Annotated in this window: 13 protein-coding genes; 6 read left to right on the forward strand and 7 right to left on the reverse strand. The window is 61.4% G+C overall.

From position 1 onward, the window contains the following. Nucleotides 1-241 precede the first annotated feature (241 nt). Together HBO09_RS18160 and map are read left to right on the forward strand one after the other, a co-directional pair. Nucleotides 242-445, forward strand: coding sequence for a ParD-like family protein (locus tag HBO09_RS18160; RefSeq protein WP_169995405.1), 204 nt, complete (start codon nt 242-244; stop codon nt 443-445). After that, nucleotides 442-1,197 carry a type I methionyl aminopeptidase gene (gene map, locus HBO09_RS18165; RefSeq protein ID WP_169995403.1) on the forward strand — a complete coding sequence of 252 codons (756 nt, stop codon included), beginning with the start codon at nt 442-444 and terminating at the stop codon, nt 1,195-1,197. The genes HBO09_RS18160 and map overlap by 4 nt, the downstream gene beginning before the upstream one ends. Before the next feature lie 33 nt (nt 1,198-1,230). Here the strand turns inward: map and HBO09_RS18170 are convergent, their stop codons facing one another. Both HBO09_RS18170 and HBO09_RS18175 read right to left on the reverse strand, forming a co-directional pair. Beyond that, complete coding sequence (locus tag HBO09_RS18170; protein ID WP_169995594.1) at nt 1,231-2,172, reverse strand: magnesium transporter CorA family protein; 942 nt, start codon at nt 2,170-2,172, stop codon at nt 1,231-1,233. Further along, nucleotides 2,166-3,752, reverse strand: coding sequence for a RimK family protein (locus HBO09_RS18175; protein ID WP_178120330.1), 1,587 nt, complete (start codon nt 3,750-3,752; stop codon nt 2,166-2,168). The genes HBO09_RS18170 and HBO09_RS18175 overlap by 7 nt, the downstream gene beginning before the upstream one ends. A 92-nt stretch (nt 3,753-3,844) precedes the next feature. Between HBO09_RS18175 and HBO09_RS18180 the strand changes: the two genes are divergently transcribed. Continuing rightward, nucleotides 3,845-4,936, forward strand: a complete 1,092-nt coding sequence (locus tag HBO09_RS18180) for a GNAT family N-acetyltransferase/peptidase C39 family protein (RefSeq protein ID WP_170060950.1) — start codon at nt 3,845-3,847, stop codon at nt 4,934-4,936. On the opposite strand, the gene sfnG is transcribed toward HBO09_RS18180, so the two are convergent. Next, a complete protein-coding gene (gene sfnG, locus HBO09_RS18185) occupies nt 4,925-6,037 on the reverse strand; it encodes a dimethylsulfone monooxygenase SfnG (RefSeq protein WP_169995399.1) in 1,113 nt (370 codons plus the stop codon). The genes HBO09_RS18180 and sfnG overlap by 12 nt on opposite strands. 268 nt (nt 6,038-6,305) lie before the next feature. Between sfnG and HBO09_RS18190 the strand changes: the two genes are divergently transcribed. Beyond that, nucleotides 6,306-7,085, forward strand: a complete 780-nt coding sequence (locus tag HBO09_RS18190) for a TSUP family transporter (protein WP_169995397.1) — start codon at nt 6,306-6,308, stop codon at nt 7,083-7,085. On the opposite strand, the gene nudC is transcribed toward HBO09_RS18190, so the two are convergent. The 4 genes from nudC to HBO09_RS18210 form a co-directional block, all read right to left on the reverse strand. After that, on the reverse strand, nt 7,053-7,886 hold the full coding sequence (nudC, locus tag HBO09_RS18195; RefSeq protein WP_104912427.1) for an NAD(+) diphosphatase: 834 nt from the start codon (nt 7,884-7,886) through the stop codon (nt 7,053-7,055). The genes HBO09_RS18190 and nudC overlap by 33 nt on opposite strands. 6 nt (nt 7,887-7,892) lie before the next feature. Then, nucleotides 7,893-8,705 (reverse strand): crotonase/enoyl-CoA hydratase family protein, encoded by an 813-nt coding sequence (locus HBO09_RS18200; RefSeq protein ID WP_169995394.1) that lies wholly within the window; start codon nt 8,703-8,705, stop codon nt 7,893-7,895. Between the two features lie 315 nt (nt 8,706-9,020). Continuing rightward, nucleotides 9,021-10,316, reverse strand: coding sequence for an ATP-binding protein (locus HBO09_RS18205; protein ID WP_169995392.1), 1,296 nt, complete (start codon nt 10,314-10,316; stop codon nt 9,021-9,023). A gap of 4 nt (nt 10,317-10,320) precedes the next feature. Continuing rightward, on the reverse strand, nt 10,321-11,022 hold the full coding sequence (locus tag HBO09_RS18210) for a response regulator transcription factor (RefSeq protein WP_070995281.1): 702 nt from the start codon (nt 11,020-11,022) through the stop codon (nt 10,321-10,323). A gap of 303 nt (nt 11,023-11,325) precedes the next feature. Between HBO09_RS18210 and HBO09_RS18215 the strand changes: the two genes are divergently transcribed. Both HBO09_RS18215 and HBO09_RS18220 read left to right on the forward strand, forming a co-directional pair. Continuing rightward, entirely contained in the window at nt 11,326-12,483 is a 1,158-nt protein-coding gene (locus HBO09_RS18215) for an efflux RND transporter periplasmic adaptor subunit (RefSeq protein WP_169995390.1), read from the forward strand. Nucleotides 12,484-12,501: 18 nt separating this feature from the next. Beyond that, nucleotides 12,502-15,594 carry an efflux RND transporter permease subunit gene (locus HBO09_RS18220; protein ID WP_169995388.1) on the forward strand — a complete coding sequence of 1,031 codons (3,093 nt, stop codon included), beginning with the start codon at nt 12,502-12,504 and terminating at the stop codon, nt 15,592-15,594. Nucleotides 15,595-15,670: the final 76 nt, after the last annotated feature.

Consider the following 15,670-nt stretch of genomic DNA (forward strand, 5'->3'; position numbering starts at 1 on the left):
TGGCGTTTGACAGAGCCCTGGAGACGGAAAAACAAAACCCGCCTCTAGGGCGGGTTTGGGTACAGCCGAACGCTATCCCGCCAAATGAGGAATGGCGGTAATAATGCTTGGCTGGGAACTATGGGTTCGAAATGTCATGCAACGAAACTAAACGTCGGCCTGTGACAAGTCAACTGCCGGGGTTTACTAGCGATATACGAAACATATACGCTTTGTATATCCACCCTACACAGTGAAGCTCATGGGCATCGTCAAGATTACTGATCACTTGCATGAACAAATCCGTCTGGCCAGCGCCACCATGGACCGCTCCATCAACGCCCAGGCGCAGTTCTGGATCAAGATCGGCCTGTTGGCCGAGCTCAATCCGCACCTGGCCTACAACGACTTGATCAACAAGCTGCTGCTCGACAAACCCGACCTGATCCGGGGGCGCAGCCAATGATCAAGACCCCTGCACAGATTGCCGTGATGCGCGAAGCCGGGCGCCTTCTGGGCCAGGTATTCAGCATGCTCGACAACCGGGTCGGCGCCGGCCAGAGCACCCTGGAACTGGATGCAGCGGTCGAGGCGTTTATCCGCAATGACCTGCAAGCGCGCCCCGCCAGCCTTGGGCAATACGACTATCCCTTCAGCATCAACACGTCCATCAACGAAGTGGTGTGCCATGGCATGCCCAATGCCAAGGATGTGTTGAAGGATGGCGACATCGTCAATATCGACATCACTCTGGAAAAAGGCGGGTTTATCGCCGACTCCAGCAAGATGTACATGATCGGCGCCGTCACACCCAAGGCCCGGCGCCTAGTGGAGCAGACCTTCGAAGCGATGTGGACCGGTATCCGCCAGGTCAAACCCGGCGCCCGCCTGGGGGATATCGGCCATGCGATCCAGAGCCACGCCCAGGCCAACGGCTACAGCGTAGTGCGCGAGTATTGCGGCCATGGGATTGGCCGGGAAATGCACGAAGAGCCGCAAATCCTGCACTTCGGCCGCCCGGGCACAGGCCTGACCCTGCGCGAAGGCATGGTGTTCACCATCGAGCCGATGCTCAACCAGGGCAGCGCCAAAGTGCGCAGCCTCAAGGATGGCTGGACCGTGGTGACCCGCGACAACAACCTGTCGGCCCAGTGGGAACATACGGTGGCCGTCACCGCTGATGGTTTTGAAGTGCTGACGCTACAGGCGGGCGCCTGAGTCTTCGAATACCGGCGGCAACGCAGGTCCCGGTCACCCTGCTTTGCCGCCACCCCTGGCAATCCGCCTGAGTCCCAGCACCATCCCTGCGGCGCCCAACGCCATCGCCAGCAAAAACAGCGGGTATGCCACCCACCACGGCGTCCCGGCCGTCATCATGCTGAACTCGGACATGCCGCCAATGCTGGCGATCAGGTTCAGCGGCAGGAACACTACGTTGATCAGCGTCAGCTTGCGCAACAGGTTGTTCATGCTGTTGTTCATCAGGTTGCCCCGGGCGTCGATCAGCCCGGAGAACACATTGGAATAAATCTCCGCCTGCTTGTAGCACTGGTTGTTCTCGATGATCAGGTCGTCGATCAGGCCCAGGGTCTGCGGGCTGAAATGCTCCTTCTCGCCATGGTTGCGCAAGCGCGTCAAGACCGCGCCGTTACTGTGCAGCGCGTTGATGTAATAGATCAGGCTCTCGCTGAGGCTGAACATCTGCATCAGGTGGCGGTTGCTCATGGAGGCGTTGAACTGCTGCTGCAACTCCCGGGCGACCAGCTTGATCACCTTGAGGTGGCCCAGATAGTGGTGGATGTTGTTCAGTAGCAGATCCAGCAGCACATCCAACGGTGTATGCAACGACCGGCGCGCGCCCAGGCCGGACAACTGGCTGTCGTCGGTGGCAATCACCAGCAGACGGTCCGGTGAAAACAGCAAGCCACAGGAGGACACTTCAAACACCAGGTTGCTGCCCCCGGAGTAGTTTTGCGGGCGCTTCCAGATCAGAAACAGATTGTCTGGATGGAACTCGATACGCGACACCTCGTCCGGGTCCAGTGCCGACGCCAGCGCGTGCTCATCGACCTTGTAGCGCTCGTGCAGCAATTCACGCTCATGGCTGTCGGGATTGCTGAACAGCAGGATCTCGGCACTTTCGCGCTCGGTGCGACGCAGCACGCCCTCGTTGAGTTCAAAGCGGATCACCAGACCTGGCCCTGGCGCTTGAGCTCCAGGCGGCGCACGAACTCTTCGAGCACCAGGGAGTACAGGTCGTCTTGCAGGTAGGCGTCTTCGATCCCGGCATCCATGTTCGGGTTGTCGTTGACTTCGATCACCACCACCTTGTCGCCGGACTGCTTCAAGTCCACGCCGTACAACCCATCGCCAATCAGGTTGGCGGTCTTGACGGCCAGTTCCACCACGGCCTTGGGGGCCTCGTGCACCGCCAGGGTCCGGCACTCGCCGTTGATGTCCTGGCCGATGGCCTTGTGGTTGTAGATCTGCCAATGGCCCTTGGACATGAAGTACTGGCAGGCAAAGATCGGCTTGCGGTTGAGTACGCCAATGCGCCAGTCGTACTCGGTATAGAAAAATTCCTGGGCCAGCAGCAACACCGAATGTTCGAACAGCTCGGCGGTGGCGGCCAGCAGCGCCTCCTGGCTTTCCACCTTGATCACCCCCCGGGAGAAACAGCCGTCGGGGATTTTCAGCACCAGGGGGAAGCCCAGCCGCTCGCCAACCCGCTCGAAGTCTTCCGGTCGCTCCTTGTACAGAATCTCGGTGGCAGGCATGCCCAATTGATGGCTCTTGAGCATATCCGTGAGGTAGACCTTATTGGTGCAGCGCAGGATCGACGCCGGGTCGTCCATCACCACCAGCCCTTCACTCTCGGCTTTCTTGGCGAAACGATAGGTGTGGTTGTCGACACTGGTGGTTTCACGGATCAATAAGGCGTCGTATTCGGCCAGGCGCGCGTAGTCCTTGCGTTCGATCAGCTCCACATCGATGCCCAGGCCCTTGCCCACCCGCACGAAATTTTCCAGGGCCTTGGCATTGGACGGTGGCAACTGCTCCTGGGGGTCATGCAGGATCGCCAGGTCATAACGGGCCAGACGCCGGGAACGCGGTTGACGCCAGATCCTGCGGCTGAAGTTGTCCAGCGCATGGGCGAATTGATCTTCCTGGTCATCACGCAACTTATGTAATACCCCGGACTTGATGCCTTCGATATGCCAGCCGTTATTCTTGCGAAACTCAACTAACAAAATCGGACACGGAAAGGCTTCAAACAACTGCCGGGCTAAATCCTGCAACGGATCGATATTGGTTCGACCAAAATAAAGTGTCAGGGTAAAACCTTCGGTATTACTGTAGAGGTGATGGCTCAATGCTTTATCGAGGGTTTTATCCAGGTCATCCAGGGCCAGGCCATACAAGGATTTTTTCGTCAATTCGCTGATGGTGCGCACCGACGGAATTACCTTGTGCCCCCGCGCCTCGGCCAGCAGCGAGCAGTAGTAACCATGCCCCAGGTACTTGTAGCTGCGGCACAGGTTGATGACCTGCACCCGTTTGCCGGCCTCGTTCTCCCGGGGGTGTTCGAGGTACTCCTGGGCAGTGACAATATCTTCACTGGGGAAGTACGAGGCCCAATCTTCCTTGCGTTCAACAATAATCACCACTTGGCTTGCACTCTTGGGCGGAGTGGAAAAATATCCGCCGCAAGTGATTGTCGCCGCGACAGTTTGCTCGGATACTTCTCGCCAATGACTTTGTACCGCTGACATATTGATTGATCCGCTAGAGAACTTGACCTTTTCTATTAAGCACGATCTTTCAGAGAAGTCTCGTTTAGTTACGCAACTTTTACGGCGGTTATATGACTCTTTCTTTTCGCGTTGCAACCCTTGATGACTTGCCAGCACTGGTGGCCTTGGAACAGCACTGTTTCACCACAGACCGGCTGTCTTCCCGCAGTTTCCAGTGGATGATCAGCCGCGCCCACGCGCAGTTACTGGTGGCTGAAAACGCCGGACAATTGCTGGGTTATGCCCTGGTGCTGTTCCATCGCGGCACCTCATTGGCGCGCCTGTACTCCCTGGCCATCGCCGCGCCGGCTCGGGGCATGGGCCTGGGCAAGCAATTGCTGGCGCGCATCGAAGCCTGCGCGTTGGCACACGACTGTGCGTACCTGCGCCTTGAGGTGCGCACCGATAACCCAGGTGCCATCGCGCTGTATGAACGCAGTGGCTACCGGCGCTTTGCCCTGATCAACGATTATTACGCCGACCATACCGACGCCCTGCGCCTGGAGAAACGTATCCTCCAGCACGCTGACGCGCGGGCCTTGAGCGTGCCCTACTACCAGCAGACCACCGACTTCACCTGCGGCGCCGCCTGCCTGCTGATGGCCATGGGCGCCCTGGTACCTGGGCGTGAGTCTGTGCGCCGCGAAGAACTGCAGATCTGGCGCGAGGCAACCACCGTGTTCATGACCGCCGGCCACGGCGGTTGCAGCCCCCAGGGCCTGGCCTTGGCCGCCTGGCGCCGGGGCTTTCGCGTGCACATGCAGGTCAACGTCCGTGGGCCGCTGTTTCTCGATGGGGTGCGCGCCCCGCATAAAAAAGAGGTCATGCGCCTGGTACATGAGGGATTCGAGGAAGAGTTGGCCAACAGTGATGTGCAACAGGTGTTTGGCGGCGCGTTGGATCTGTCGCAGGTCCTGAACGCCGGTGGTCAGCCCCTGGTGCTGATCAGCAGCTACCGGCTGACGCGTTCCAAGTCACCGCACTGGGTGATCGTGACCGACTGCGATCAAGAGTTTGTCTACCTGCATGATCCCGACGTGGACCATAGCCAGCACCGCCAGCCCATGGACTGCCAGCATTTGCCGGTCAGCCACGGGGAGTTCGAGCGGATGTGCCGCTTTGGCAATAACCAGCTACGGGCGGCGGTGGTGTTATACCGGTAATGCCACCGGCCTGGCGTTGCCGGTCGCCGCGGCCTTGGCTTCCAGCTCGCGCACCAGGGGCAATACGCGCTGGCCGAAATACTCCACCTCCTCCTGGAAGTGCAGGAAGCCCGCCAGCACCAGGTCCACGCCCACCGCCTTGAGCGCGACGATACGCTCGGCAATCTGCCGTGGCGTGCCGATCAGGTTGGTCTTGAAACCGTCGTTGTACTGCACCAGGTCGGCGAAACTGGACTTGGCCCAGTTGCCCTCGCCTTCCGGCGATGCCTTGCCCGCTTGTTTGGCGGCATCACCGAAGGCATTGACCGCCTGCGGGTCTGCCTTGTCGATGATCTCGGCCAACACCGCCTGAGCCTCTTGCTCGGTGTCGCGGGCGATCACAAACGCATTGACCCCGACTTTGACCGAATGGTTATTGGCCGCCGCCTTGGCGCGGATATCGTCGACCTGGGCCTTGATCCCCTCCGGCGTGTTGCCATTGGTGAAATACCAATCCGACACCCGCGCCGCCATATCCCGGGCCGCACGGGAGCTGCCCCCCTGGAAAATCTCCGGGTGCGGTTGGCCCAGGGGTTTGGGTTTGAGGCTGTAATTGTTGAAACGGTAGAAATCGCCCTTGAAGGTGAAGTCGTCCTGGGTCCAGATGCCTTTCAAGGCGCGGATGAACTCCTCGGAACGCCGGTAGCGCTCGTCATGCTCCAGCCAGTGTTCACCAATGGCCTGGAACTCGCCCTTGAACCAGCCGCTGACGATATTCACCGCCACCCGGCCATGGGTCAGTTGATCGATGGTCGCCAGTTGCTTGGCCGCCAGCGCCGGCTGCCAGGGCCCCGGCAGGATCGCCGCGATCACTTTGAGTTTGCTGGTGGCGGCGAGCAACGCGTGGCTGAAGGCTACGGATTCATGCTGGTACTCGGCGCCGTAGCCGGCGGTGAAGCGGATTTGCGTCAAGGCATATTCAAACCCCGCCTCCTCTGCCAACTGGGCCAGTTTGCGGTTGTAGTCGATGCCCCAGTCGGTGCGTTGTTCGACCTTGCTCACCACCAGGCCACCACTGACATTGGGCACCCAATAGGCGAATTTTACGGCTTGCTGAGTCATCGTTCGGTACCTCGCACACAGGGATGGTGCAGGTTGTGGAGCAGCAAGCGTGCCAGCGTGGGCGAAGCCCCGTGGCAGGCGCACCCTGCCATTCCGAGCGCGGATGGGGCAATGTTGCCCAGGCGGAGAATTTGTTGGATCACTGTTGCTGGCACAACACTTTCAGGTGATGGTGTGTTGCAACAGTCGCCGTAACAATTGGTTATAGGTAAGCTATGGGGCTTTCGCGCAGCCCCTTTCTGCGCCTCGCCGAAAATAAGTCGACTCCATGCCTTTTGAACTCAGCGTTGACCTCACCACTCTGGCCATTCTCGCCGTGGTTGCCTTTATCGCCGGTTTTATCGATGCCATTGCCGGCGGTGGCGGTTTGCTCACCACCCCGGCCTTGCTCACCGCCGGCATGCCGCCCCATCTGGTACTGGGCACCAATAAATTGAGTTCAACCTTTGGCTCGGCCACCGCCAGTTTCACCTTCTACCGGCGCAAGCTGTTCCACCCGCGCCAGTGGGTGCATGCCATTGTTGGCACCCTGGTCGGCGCGCTGGTGGGGGCCATTGTCGCCCACTACCTGCCCGCCGAATGGCTGAACAAGATGCTGCCGGTGATTGTCTTCGCGTGCGGCATCTACCTGTTGTTTGGCGGCACGCCCAAGGCGCCGCTGGACGCGGATGCGCCGATCAAGAAGAAATGGCAATCAACCCAGGGCTTCGGCCTGGGCTTTTATGATGGCGTGGCAGGCCCCGGCACCGGCGCGTTCTGGACCGTCAGCACCCTGCTGATGTACCCCGTCGACCTGGTCAAGGCCAGCGGTGTGGCACGCAGCATGAACTTCGTCAGTAACGCCGCAGCGCTGTCGGTGTTTATCTTCAATGGTTCGGTAGACTGGATTGTCGGCCTGAGCATGGGCCTGTCGGTGATGGTCGGCGCGTTCTTTGGCGCCCGCAGTGCCATCAGCGGCGGCGCCAAATTCATTCGCCCGGTGTTTATCACCGTGGTCCTCGGTCTGACCGTGCGCCTAGCCTGGCAGCACTGGTTCAGCGTGGCCTAGACGGCGCGCCACATACAGGTCGATCAGGTAGCGGGCAATCGAGCGCGACGCCGGCAGCGGTGGCAACTGGTGGATGTTGAACCACTGCGCATCCTCAATCTCATCGGCCTGGGGCACGATCTCACCCCCGGCATACTCGGCGTGAAAGCCCAGCATCATCGAGTGGGGAAACGGCCAGCACTGGCTGCCCACATACTGAATGTTCTGCACCTCGACCTGCACTTCCTCGCGCACTTCGCGGATCAGGCAGTCTTCGGCAGACTCCCCCGGCTCGGCAAACCCGGCCAGGGTGCTGTAGACCCCGGTGACGAAACGCGGTGAACGGGCCAGCAGAATCTCATCGCCACGGGTGATCAGCACAATCATGCTCGGTGAGATGCGCGGGTAACTGCGCAGGTCGCAGGCCTGGCAGAACATCGCGCGCTCTCGGGGCACCTGCACCATCGCCTGGCCGCAACTGCCGCAAAACCGGTGCTCGCGGGCCCAGGTACCGATTTGCGCGGCATAGCCCAGGACTTTGTACAAACGGTGGTCGCCTTGCAGCATAAAGGCCCGCAAACCTTGCCAACGGCACCCTGGCACATCGCCTGGACTGTTCAGTTCCAGCAGATACACGGGCTCACCGTCCAGATGACCAATACCGTGCTCGGCCAACACCGAAAGGTCCTGGCGCTTGAGCCATTCCCTGGGAAACAGCGGCCCGTTGTCATCGAGTAAAAAACCTTCGCGACTACGGGCCACAGCCCAGCCGCCAGGGGCGTCGTTGTCCAGCAGCGTTGTGGTAATCCAGCCTGGGGTCATGTTCAGTCAATCCACGAATTCGGGTTTCTGCTTACTCATATGGGCCGCAATGGCCACGCGCAGGTCGTTGGATTGCAACATAGCAGCGTTCCAGGTGGCAACGTATTCCAGGCCATCGTTGATGCTGTGGTCACGCATGTAGCTGATCATGGCCTTGGTGCCGGTCACAGCAATCGGTGATTTGGCGGCGATTTGCGCGGCAAGCTCCATGACCCCGGCCAGCAGGCTTTGGTGATCGGCAAAGGTGCGGTTGACCAGGCCGATGCTACGCGCTTCTTCGGCGCCGAAGGTGCGGCCGGTGTAGGCCAGTTCACGCAACATGCCGTCGCCGATGATGCGCGGCAGGCGTTGCAGAGTGCCGACGTCAGCGGCCATGCCGATGTCGATTTCCTTGATCGAGAACTGCGCGTCGTCAGCGGCATAGCGCATATCACAGGCGCTGATCAGGTCGATGGCGCCGCCGATGCAGTAACCCTGAATCGCCGCCAGCACCGGCTTGCGGCAGTTGTCGACGGCATTGAACGAGGCCTGCAATTGCAGGATCTTGCGCCGCAGCAAGCGTGCATTGCGCCCCACGTCCTTGCCAAACTCGTTGGCCACCGAGGCCAGCATCATCAGGTCGATGCCCGAGGAGAAATGCTTGCCGGCGCCACTCAACACCACAGCGCGCACGGCGTCGGTGTCTTCGACCCACTGGAAAATCTCGATGATTTCGCTCCAGAACGCGGCGTTCATGGCATTGATTTTTTCTGGGCGATTAATCTGCACATGGGCGACGTTGCCGTGGAGTTCGACGACAAAGGCTTGGTATTCGGACATGGCAGTGATCCTTGGCTGGCGGCTGATAAGGCCCGAACTATAGCAAGGGTGCGTCAGGGGCGGTAAGGCTGCGCATATGCCAAAAGCAGGACTGCATAACTGCACGCCGTGGGCGTGTTGTGGTGAGGGGGCTTGTCCCCCGTTGGGCTGCGAAGCAGCCCCAGTCCCTCAAGCTCTCCGAGTTTTTTCAGACAAATAGAGGTGGCTGGTTTTGGGGCTGCTGCGCAGCCCAACGGGGGACAAGCCCCCTCGCCACAACAAGCCCTCCTAACCACAATAGGCCCCTAGGCACAACAGGCCCTCTGGCCACACTGTTCAGGTGGGCAACCACAGGCGCATGCGCGCGCCGCCCAGTGGCGAGGCTTGTGCGGTGAGTGTGCCGCCCTGCGCCTCCACCGCCCGGCGGCTGATTGCCAGGCCCAGGCCGAAGCCACCGGTGGCGCGGTCGCGGCTACGGTCCAGGCGGTAGAACGGCTCGAAAACCCGTGCGCGCTGTTCTTCGGGGATGCCAATCCCATCGTCATCCACCCAGATTTCGCAACCCTTGGCGCAGACCTTGACGCCAATCTGAATGCGCCGTTCGCAATAGCGCATGGCATTGCGCAGCAGGTTTTGCAGGGCGCGGGCGGTAAGGCGTGGGTCGAGGGTAAAACGCTCCACGGCACAGTCCAGCACCACATCAATCACGATCTCGGGGTTTTCCAGTTCGTCGTCGATGCTGCCCAAAATGCTGTCGATAAACTCATCGAGCACCACGTCCACCCGTTCGGGCAGTTGCGCCGGGTTTTGCAGGCGGCTGTAGGACAGCAGTTCCAGCACCAGTTCATCCAGTTCACGGATGTGCGCCACCAGGCCTTGCAGGCGTTCGCGGCTGGCCGCCGGCTGGTCTTCGGACAACGCCAGGGCCAGGCCGAAATCCAGGCGGGTCAGCGGGGTGCGCAGTTCGTGGGAGACGGCGTTGAGCAAGTCACGCTGCTGATTAAGCAGGTGTTCGATATCGTTGGCCATGGTGTCGAACACCGCCGCCAGGCTGCCGATGTTGGAGCTCGCCGGAATGTGCGTGCGTTCTTCCAGATGGCCACGGCCCAGTTGCGCGGCAGTGGCCTTGAGGCGTTCCAGGTCGCGCCAGTGCGGGCGCAGCCAGATCAACAGCCCCCCCAGCAACGCCGCGCCGATCAGCACGTTCATGCTCCAATACAGCAGGTTCATGTCCAGCGGGTCGGGCGGGATGGTCAGCTTGACCGCCAACTGCTCATTGAGTGGCGAGCTGATTTCTTCCATCCAGCCCCACTCCCCCAGGCGGATCACCGGTTTGCCCTGTTCCAGCAACCGCTCCTCGGCTGGGGTGTAGCGCGCGTCCTGGCGATGCAGCAATTGCACCTTCAACGGTGCGAAGTCCCGGCCCAACTGGTCGGTGACCTCCGACCAGCGCTCCACCGGACGGCTGTGGTACTGGCGCACGATCAGGCTCTGCAAGCCCCGGGATTGCTCGATGTTGTAGTTCATGTAGCGGTTGTGGAAGACCTCGATGATGCCCATGGGGATCAGGTAGATCGCCGCGCTGTAGGTCACGATGGTCAGCAGGTAGAGACGGATCAGGACGCGGAACATGGTGTCAGCATTCCCACTCGGAACGGCTGAACAGGTAGCCCTTGCCCCACACCGTCTTGATCTTGCGGGCTTCGCCGGCATGGTCATCGAACTTGCGGCGCAGTTTGGAAATGGCCACGTCCACCGAGCGGTCGGTGCCGTTGAACTCGATACCCCGCAGGCGCTGCAGGATCTGGTCGCGGCTGAGTACTTCACCTGCATGCCGGGCCAGCACCACCAGCAGGTTGTATTCGCCGCTGGACAGCTCCACCACCTGCTCGCGCCAGGTCACGGAGCGCTCCGACAGGTCGATGCACAGGTTGCCCATCAGGATCTGGTCATTGGCCGCCTGTGGCTCGCTGAGGCTGCTGCGGCGCAGCAAGGTGCGCACCCGGGCCAGCAACACCCGTGGCTCGCACGGTTTAGTCACGTAGTCATCGGCGCCCATTTCCAGGCCCAGCACCTGGTCATGGCTGTCATCGCGGGCAGTGAGCATCAGGATCGGCAGGCCCGCCGAGTCGGCGCGCAGCAGGCGGCAGACTTGCAGGCCATCAAGGCCAGGCAGCATCAGGTCGAGGATGACCAGGTCCGGTGGATTGAGCCTGGCCCGTTCGCGCACATGGTCGCCACGGCTGAGCACATTGACGTGATAGCCATTGCGTTCAAGGTAACTGGCAATCAGCTCGGACAGCGCGGCGTCGTCTTCGACCAGGAGGATGTTGGGCATGGTGTTTCCAATTAATACGGTTTTTTGTCGTACACAAATCCAATGTGGGAGCGGGCTTGCCCGCGATGGCGGTGCATCAGTCGCGAATGTATCTACTGACACACCGCTATCGCGGGCAAGCCCGCTCCCACATTAGATCGTCATTGTTCAGAAGAGCTTGTTAGGATCCACAGCCGTGAAGGATATACGCACGCGCCTCGGTGTGCGCCGCACCTTACATTTCTTCACACACCGCCTACACAGCTTCACAGCACTGAGCCGGGCGCGTCCGTAGGATGCGCCAGTCAATATTGGGATAAGAGCATGTCAAAGAATCTGTTTGCGCCGTTTTGCCTGCTGGCACTGACGTTGGCCCTGGGTGCCTGTGGCAACTCCGCGGACGAGGCCCCGCAAATGCCCCTCGCCAAGGTACGGATCGAAACCCTCGAAGCCAAACCCCTGTCCATCAGCAGTGAACTGAGCGGGCGAATTGCCGCACCGCGCATTGCCGAAGTGCGCGCACGTGTGGCCGGCGTGGTCTTGCAGCGGGTGTTCAACGAAGGCCACGACGTCAAACAGGGCGACGTGCTGTTTCGTATCGACCCGGCGCCGTTCAAGGCTGACCTCGACAGCGCCCAGGCGAGCCTGCGCAAGGCCGAAGCCAATGCCTTCCAGGCGCGCCTGCAAGAGCAGCGCTATAGCCAGTTGGTCGAAGGCAATGCCATCAGCGCCCAGGACTACGACAACGCCCGCGCCGCCGCCCGGCAGACTGCCGCCGATGTCGCGGCCAACCAGGCCGCGGTGCAACGCGCCAAGCTCAACCTCGGCTATGCCACGGTGACAGCGCCGATCTCCGGGCGCATCGGCCGGGCGCTGGTGACCGAAGGCGCACTGGTGGGCCAGAACGAAGCCACGCCCATGGCATTGATCCAGCAACTGGACCCGATCCACGCCGACCTCACCCAGTCCACCCGCGAACTCAATGACCTGCGCCGGGCATTCCGCGCCGGGCATTTGAAGCAAGTGGGCCAGGACCAGGCCAAGGCCACGCTGATCCAGGATGACGGTAGCCTGTACCCGCTGCCGGGCAAGTTGCTGTTCGCGGAGATTTCCGTGGACCCCGGTACCGGGCAGATCAACCTGCGCAGCGAATTCCCCAACCCGGACCTCGACCTGTTGCCCGGCAGCTTTATCCGCGTGCGCCTGGAGCAGGCGGTCGACCAGCAAGGCCTGAGCGTGCCGCAGCGCGCAATCACCCGCGACAGCGCCGGTATCCCCATGGTGTTGCTGGTGGATGCCGAACAGAACGTCAGCCAGCAACCGGTGGAGTTGGGCGCCGCGGTCAACGACCGCTGGGTGGTCAACAGCGGCCTGAAGGCCGGTGACCGCATCATCGTCGAGGGCCTGCAACATGCGCGCCCCGGTGAAAAAGTCGAAGTGGATGCCAGCCCCGAGCCCGTCGCCCAGGCAGCCGGCCAGTAATCAAAGGGATCAGAGACAATGCCGCAGTTCTTTATTGACCGCCCGATCTTCGCCTGGGTGGTCGCCCTGTTTATCCTGCTGGCCGGCGCCCTCGCCATCCCGCAGTTGCCGGTGGCGCAGTACCCCAACGTCGCGCCGCCGAAGGTGGAAATCTACGCGGTGTACCCGGGCGCTTCAGCGCAGACCCTGGACGAAAGCGTGGTCAGCCTGATCGAGCAGGAGCTCAACGGTGCCGACCACTTGTTGTATTTCGAATCCCAGAGCAGCCTCGGCTCGGCCACCATCACCGCGACCTTCCAGCCAGGTACCAACCCGGAAATGGCCCAGGTCGATGTGCAGAACCGCCTCAAGGCCGTGGAGCCGCGCCTGCCGCAAGCCGTGACCCAGCAAGGCCTGCAGGTGGAGAAAGTGTCCGCCGGTTTCCTGCTGCTGGTGACCCTGACCTCCAGTGACGGCAAGCTCGACGACGTGGCGCTCAGCGATTACCTGGCGCGCAACGTGATGAACGAGCTCAAGCGCCTGGACGGGGTGGGCAAGGCCCAGTTGTATGGCGCCGAGCGGGCGATGCGGATCTGGATCGACCCGCAGAAACTAATCGGTTTCAACCTGACCCCGGCTGACGTGAATGCCGCGATCACCGCGCAGAACGCCCAGGTTTCGGCGGGCAGCATTGGCGATTTGCCGGGCACCAACACCCAGGAAATCACCGCCTCGATTCTGGTCAAGGGCCAGCTCTCCACCCCGGCCGAGTTTGCCGACATTGTGCTCAAGGCCAACCCGGACGGCTCCACCGTGCGCATTGGCGATGTGGCGCGGGTCGAGATCGGCAGCCAGGAGTACCAGTTCTCCACGCGCCTGAACGGTAAGCCCTCCACCGCCGTCAGTGTGCAGCTGTCGCCGGGCGCCAATGCCTTGAGCACGGCGACCCTGGTGCGGGCGAAGATGGATGAGCTGTCGCGCTATTTCCCGGCCAATGTCGAGTACAAGATCCCGTACGACACCTCTCCGTTCGTCAAGGTCTCGATCACCAAAGTGATCTACACCCTGCTGGAGGCGATGGCGCTGGTGTTTGCGGTGATGTTCCTGTTCCTGCAGAACATCCGCTACACCCTGATCCCGACGCTGGTGGTGCCGATTGCGCTGATGGGCACCTTCGCCACCATGCTGTTGCTGGGGTTCTCGATCAACGTGCTGACCATGTTTGGCATGGTGCTGGCCATCGGCATTCTGGTGGACGATGCAATCGTAGTGGTGGAGAACGTCGAGCGGATCATGGTCACCGAGGGCCTGTCGCCCAAGGAAGCCACACGCAAGGCCATGGGCCAGATCACCGGCGCGATCATCGGGATTACCCTGGTGCTGGTGGCGGTATTCCTGCCGATGGCCTTTATGCCCGGCTCGGTGGGGGTGATTTACCAGCAGTTCTCGCTGTCGATGGCCACCTCGATCCTGTTCTCGGCGTTCCTCGCCCTGTCGTTGACCCCGGCCCTGTGCGCCACGTTGCTCAAGCCGATTGCCAAGGGCGAGCATCACGCCAAGGGCGGGTTCTTTGGCTGGTTCAACCGCCGCTTCGAGCAACTGACCGACCGCTACGAAGGCTGGGTGGCCTATGCCCTCAAGCGCAGCGGCCGCTACTTGTTGATCTATCTGGTATTGCTGGTGGGCATGGGGTTGCTGTTCAGCCGCCTGCCCGCTTCGTTCCTGCCGGTGGAAGACCAGGGCTACACCATCACCGATATTCAGCTGCCACCAGGCGCGAGCAAAAACCGTACGGTACTGGTGGCTGAGCAGATCGAGGCGCATAACGCCACCGAGCCAGGCGTCGGCGATACGACGATGATCATGGGCTTCAGCTTCTCCGGCGCTGGGCAGAACGCGGCGCTGGCGTTTACCACGCTCAAGGACTGGTCCGAGCGCAGTAGCGACGATTCGGCAGCCTCGATTGCCGATCGCGCCAACATGGCCTTTACCGAGCTCAAGGATGCGATGGCCTATGCCGTGCTGCCGCCACCGGTGGACGGCTTGGGCACGTCCAGCGGCTTTGAGTTCCGCCTGCAGGACCGTGGTGGCGTGGGGCATGCCGCGTTGATGGCGGCGCGTACCGAGTTGCTGGCGGCGGCGGAAAAAAGCCCGATCCTGGCCAACGTGCGCGAAAGTGCCTTGGCCGAAGCGCCACAAGTGCAGCTTGAAGTGGACCGCAAGCGTGCCAATGCCTTGGGCGTGTCGTTTGCCGATGTAGGCAATATCCTGTCCTCGGCCATTGGCTCGGCCTATATCAACGACTTCCCCAACCAGGGCCGCATGCAGCGGGTGGTGGTACAGGCCGAAGGTGACCAACGCAGCCAGGTCGAAGACCTGCTGAAGATTCACGTGCGCAACGACGCCGGGAAGATGGTGCCGCTGTCGGCGTTTGTCGAAGCACGTTGGGTGCAGGGCCCGGCGCAGTTGACCCGTTACAACGGCTACCCGGCCATCGCAATTTCCGGCGAAGCCTCACCGGGCCACAGCACCGGCGAGGCGATGGAGGAAATCCAGCGCCTGGTCAGCCAACTGCCGGCGGGTCTGGGGCAGGAATGGACCGGTTTGTCGCTGCAGGAACGCTTGTCGGGTTCCCAGGCGCCGCTGCTGTTGATGCTGTCGCTGCTGGTGGTGTTCCTGTGCCTGGCGGCGCTGTATGAAAGCTGGTCGATCCCCACCTCGGTGTTGCTGGTGGTGCCGTTGGGGGTATTGGGCGCGGTGATGGCGGTGTCGCTGCGTGGCATGCCCAACGATGTGTTCTTCAAGGTCGGCTTGATCACCATCATCGGCCTGTCGGCGAAAAACGCGATTCTGATCATCGAGTTTGCCAAGGAGCTGTATGACCAGGGTGAAGACCTGATCGATGCGACATTGAAAGCGGCCCGCTTGCGTCTGCGCCCGATCATCATGACCTCGCTGGCGTTTATCCTCGGCGTGGTGCCATTGGCGATTGCCACCGGTGCCAGTTCGGCGAGCCAGCAGGCGATCGGCACCGGGGTGATCGGCGGGATGATCACCGCGACATTGGCAGTGGTGTTTGTGCCGGTGTTCTTTGTGGTGGTGATGAAACTGGTGCGCAAACGCAAAGATTGATCGCACCACCCTGTAGGAACCGGCTTGCCGGCGAAAATCGTCAACGATAACGCGGTTATCCTGATGGCCCGAGGCG

It is taken from the genome of Pseudomonas sp. WS 5027 (assembly GCF_012985695.1).
Lineage (GTDB): Bacteria > Pseudomonadota > Gammaproteobacteria > Pseudomonadales > Pseudomonadaceae > Aquipseudomonas > Aquipseudomonas hygromyciniae.

Coding starts and splice junctions, on each gene's coding strand:
- HBO09_RS18160 (WP_169995405.1), top strand. CDS start 242: ATGGGCATCGTCAAGATTACTGATCACTTGCATGAACAAATCCGTCTG.
- map (WP_169995403.1), top strand. CDS start 442: ATGATCAAGACCCCTGCACAGATTGCCGTGATGCGCGAAGCCGGGCGC.
- HBO09_RS18175 (WP_178120330.1), bottom strand. CDS start 3,752: ATGTCAGCGGTACAAAGTCATTGGCGAGAAGTATCCGAGCAAACTGTC.
- HBO09_RS18180 (WP_170060950.1), top strand. CDS start 3,845: ATGACTCTTTCTTTTCGCGTTGCAACCCTTGATGACTTGCCAGCACTG.
- sfnG (WP_169995399.1), bottom strand. CDS start 6,037: ATGACTCAGCAAGCCGTAAAATTCGCCTATTGGGTGCCCAATGTCAGT.
- HBO09_RS18190 (WP_169995397.1), top strand. CDS start 6,306: ATGCCTTTTGAACTCAGCGTTGACCTCACCACTCTGGCCATTCTCGCC.
- nudC (WP_104912427.1), bottom strand. CDS start 7,886: ATGACCCCAGGCTGGATTACCACAACGCTGCTGGACAACGACGCCCCT.
- HBO09_RS18200 (WP_169995394.1), bottom strand. CDS start 8,705: ATGTCCGAATACCAAGCCTTTGTCGTCGAACTCCACGGCAACGTCGCC.
- HBO09_RS18205 (WP_169995392.1), bottom strand. CDS start 10,316: ATGTTCCGCGTCCTGATCCGTCTCTACCTGCTGACCATCGTGACCTAC.
- HBO09_RS18210 (WP_070995281.1), bottom strand. CDS start 11,022: ATGCCCAACATCCTCCTGGTCGAAGACGACGCCGCGCTGTCCGAGCTG.
- HBO09_RS18215 (WP_169995390.1), top strand. CDS start 11,326: ATGTCAAAGAATCTGTTTGCGCCGTTTTGCCTGCTGGCACTGACGTTG.
- HBO09_RS18220 (WP_169995388.1), top strand. CDS start 12,502: ATGCCGCAGTTCTTTATTGACCGCCCGATCTTCGCCTGGGTGGTCGCC.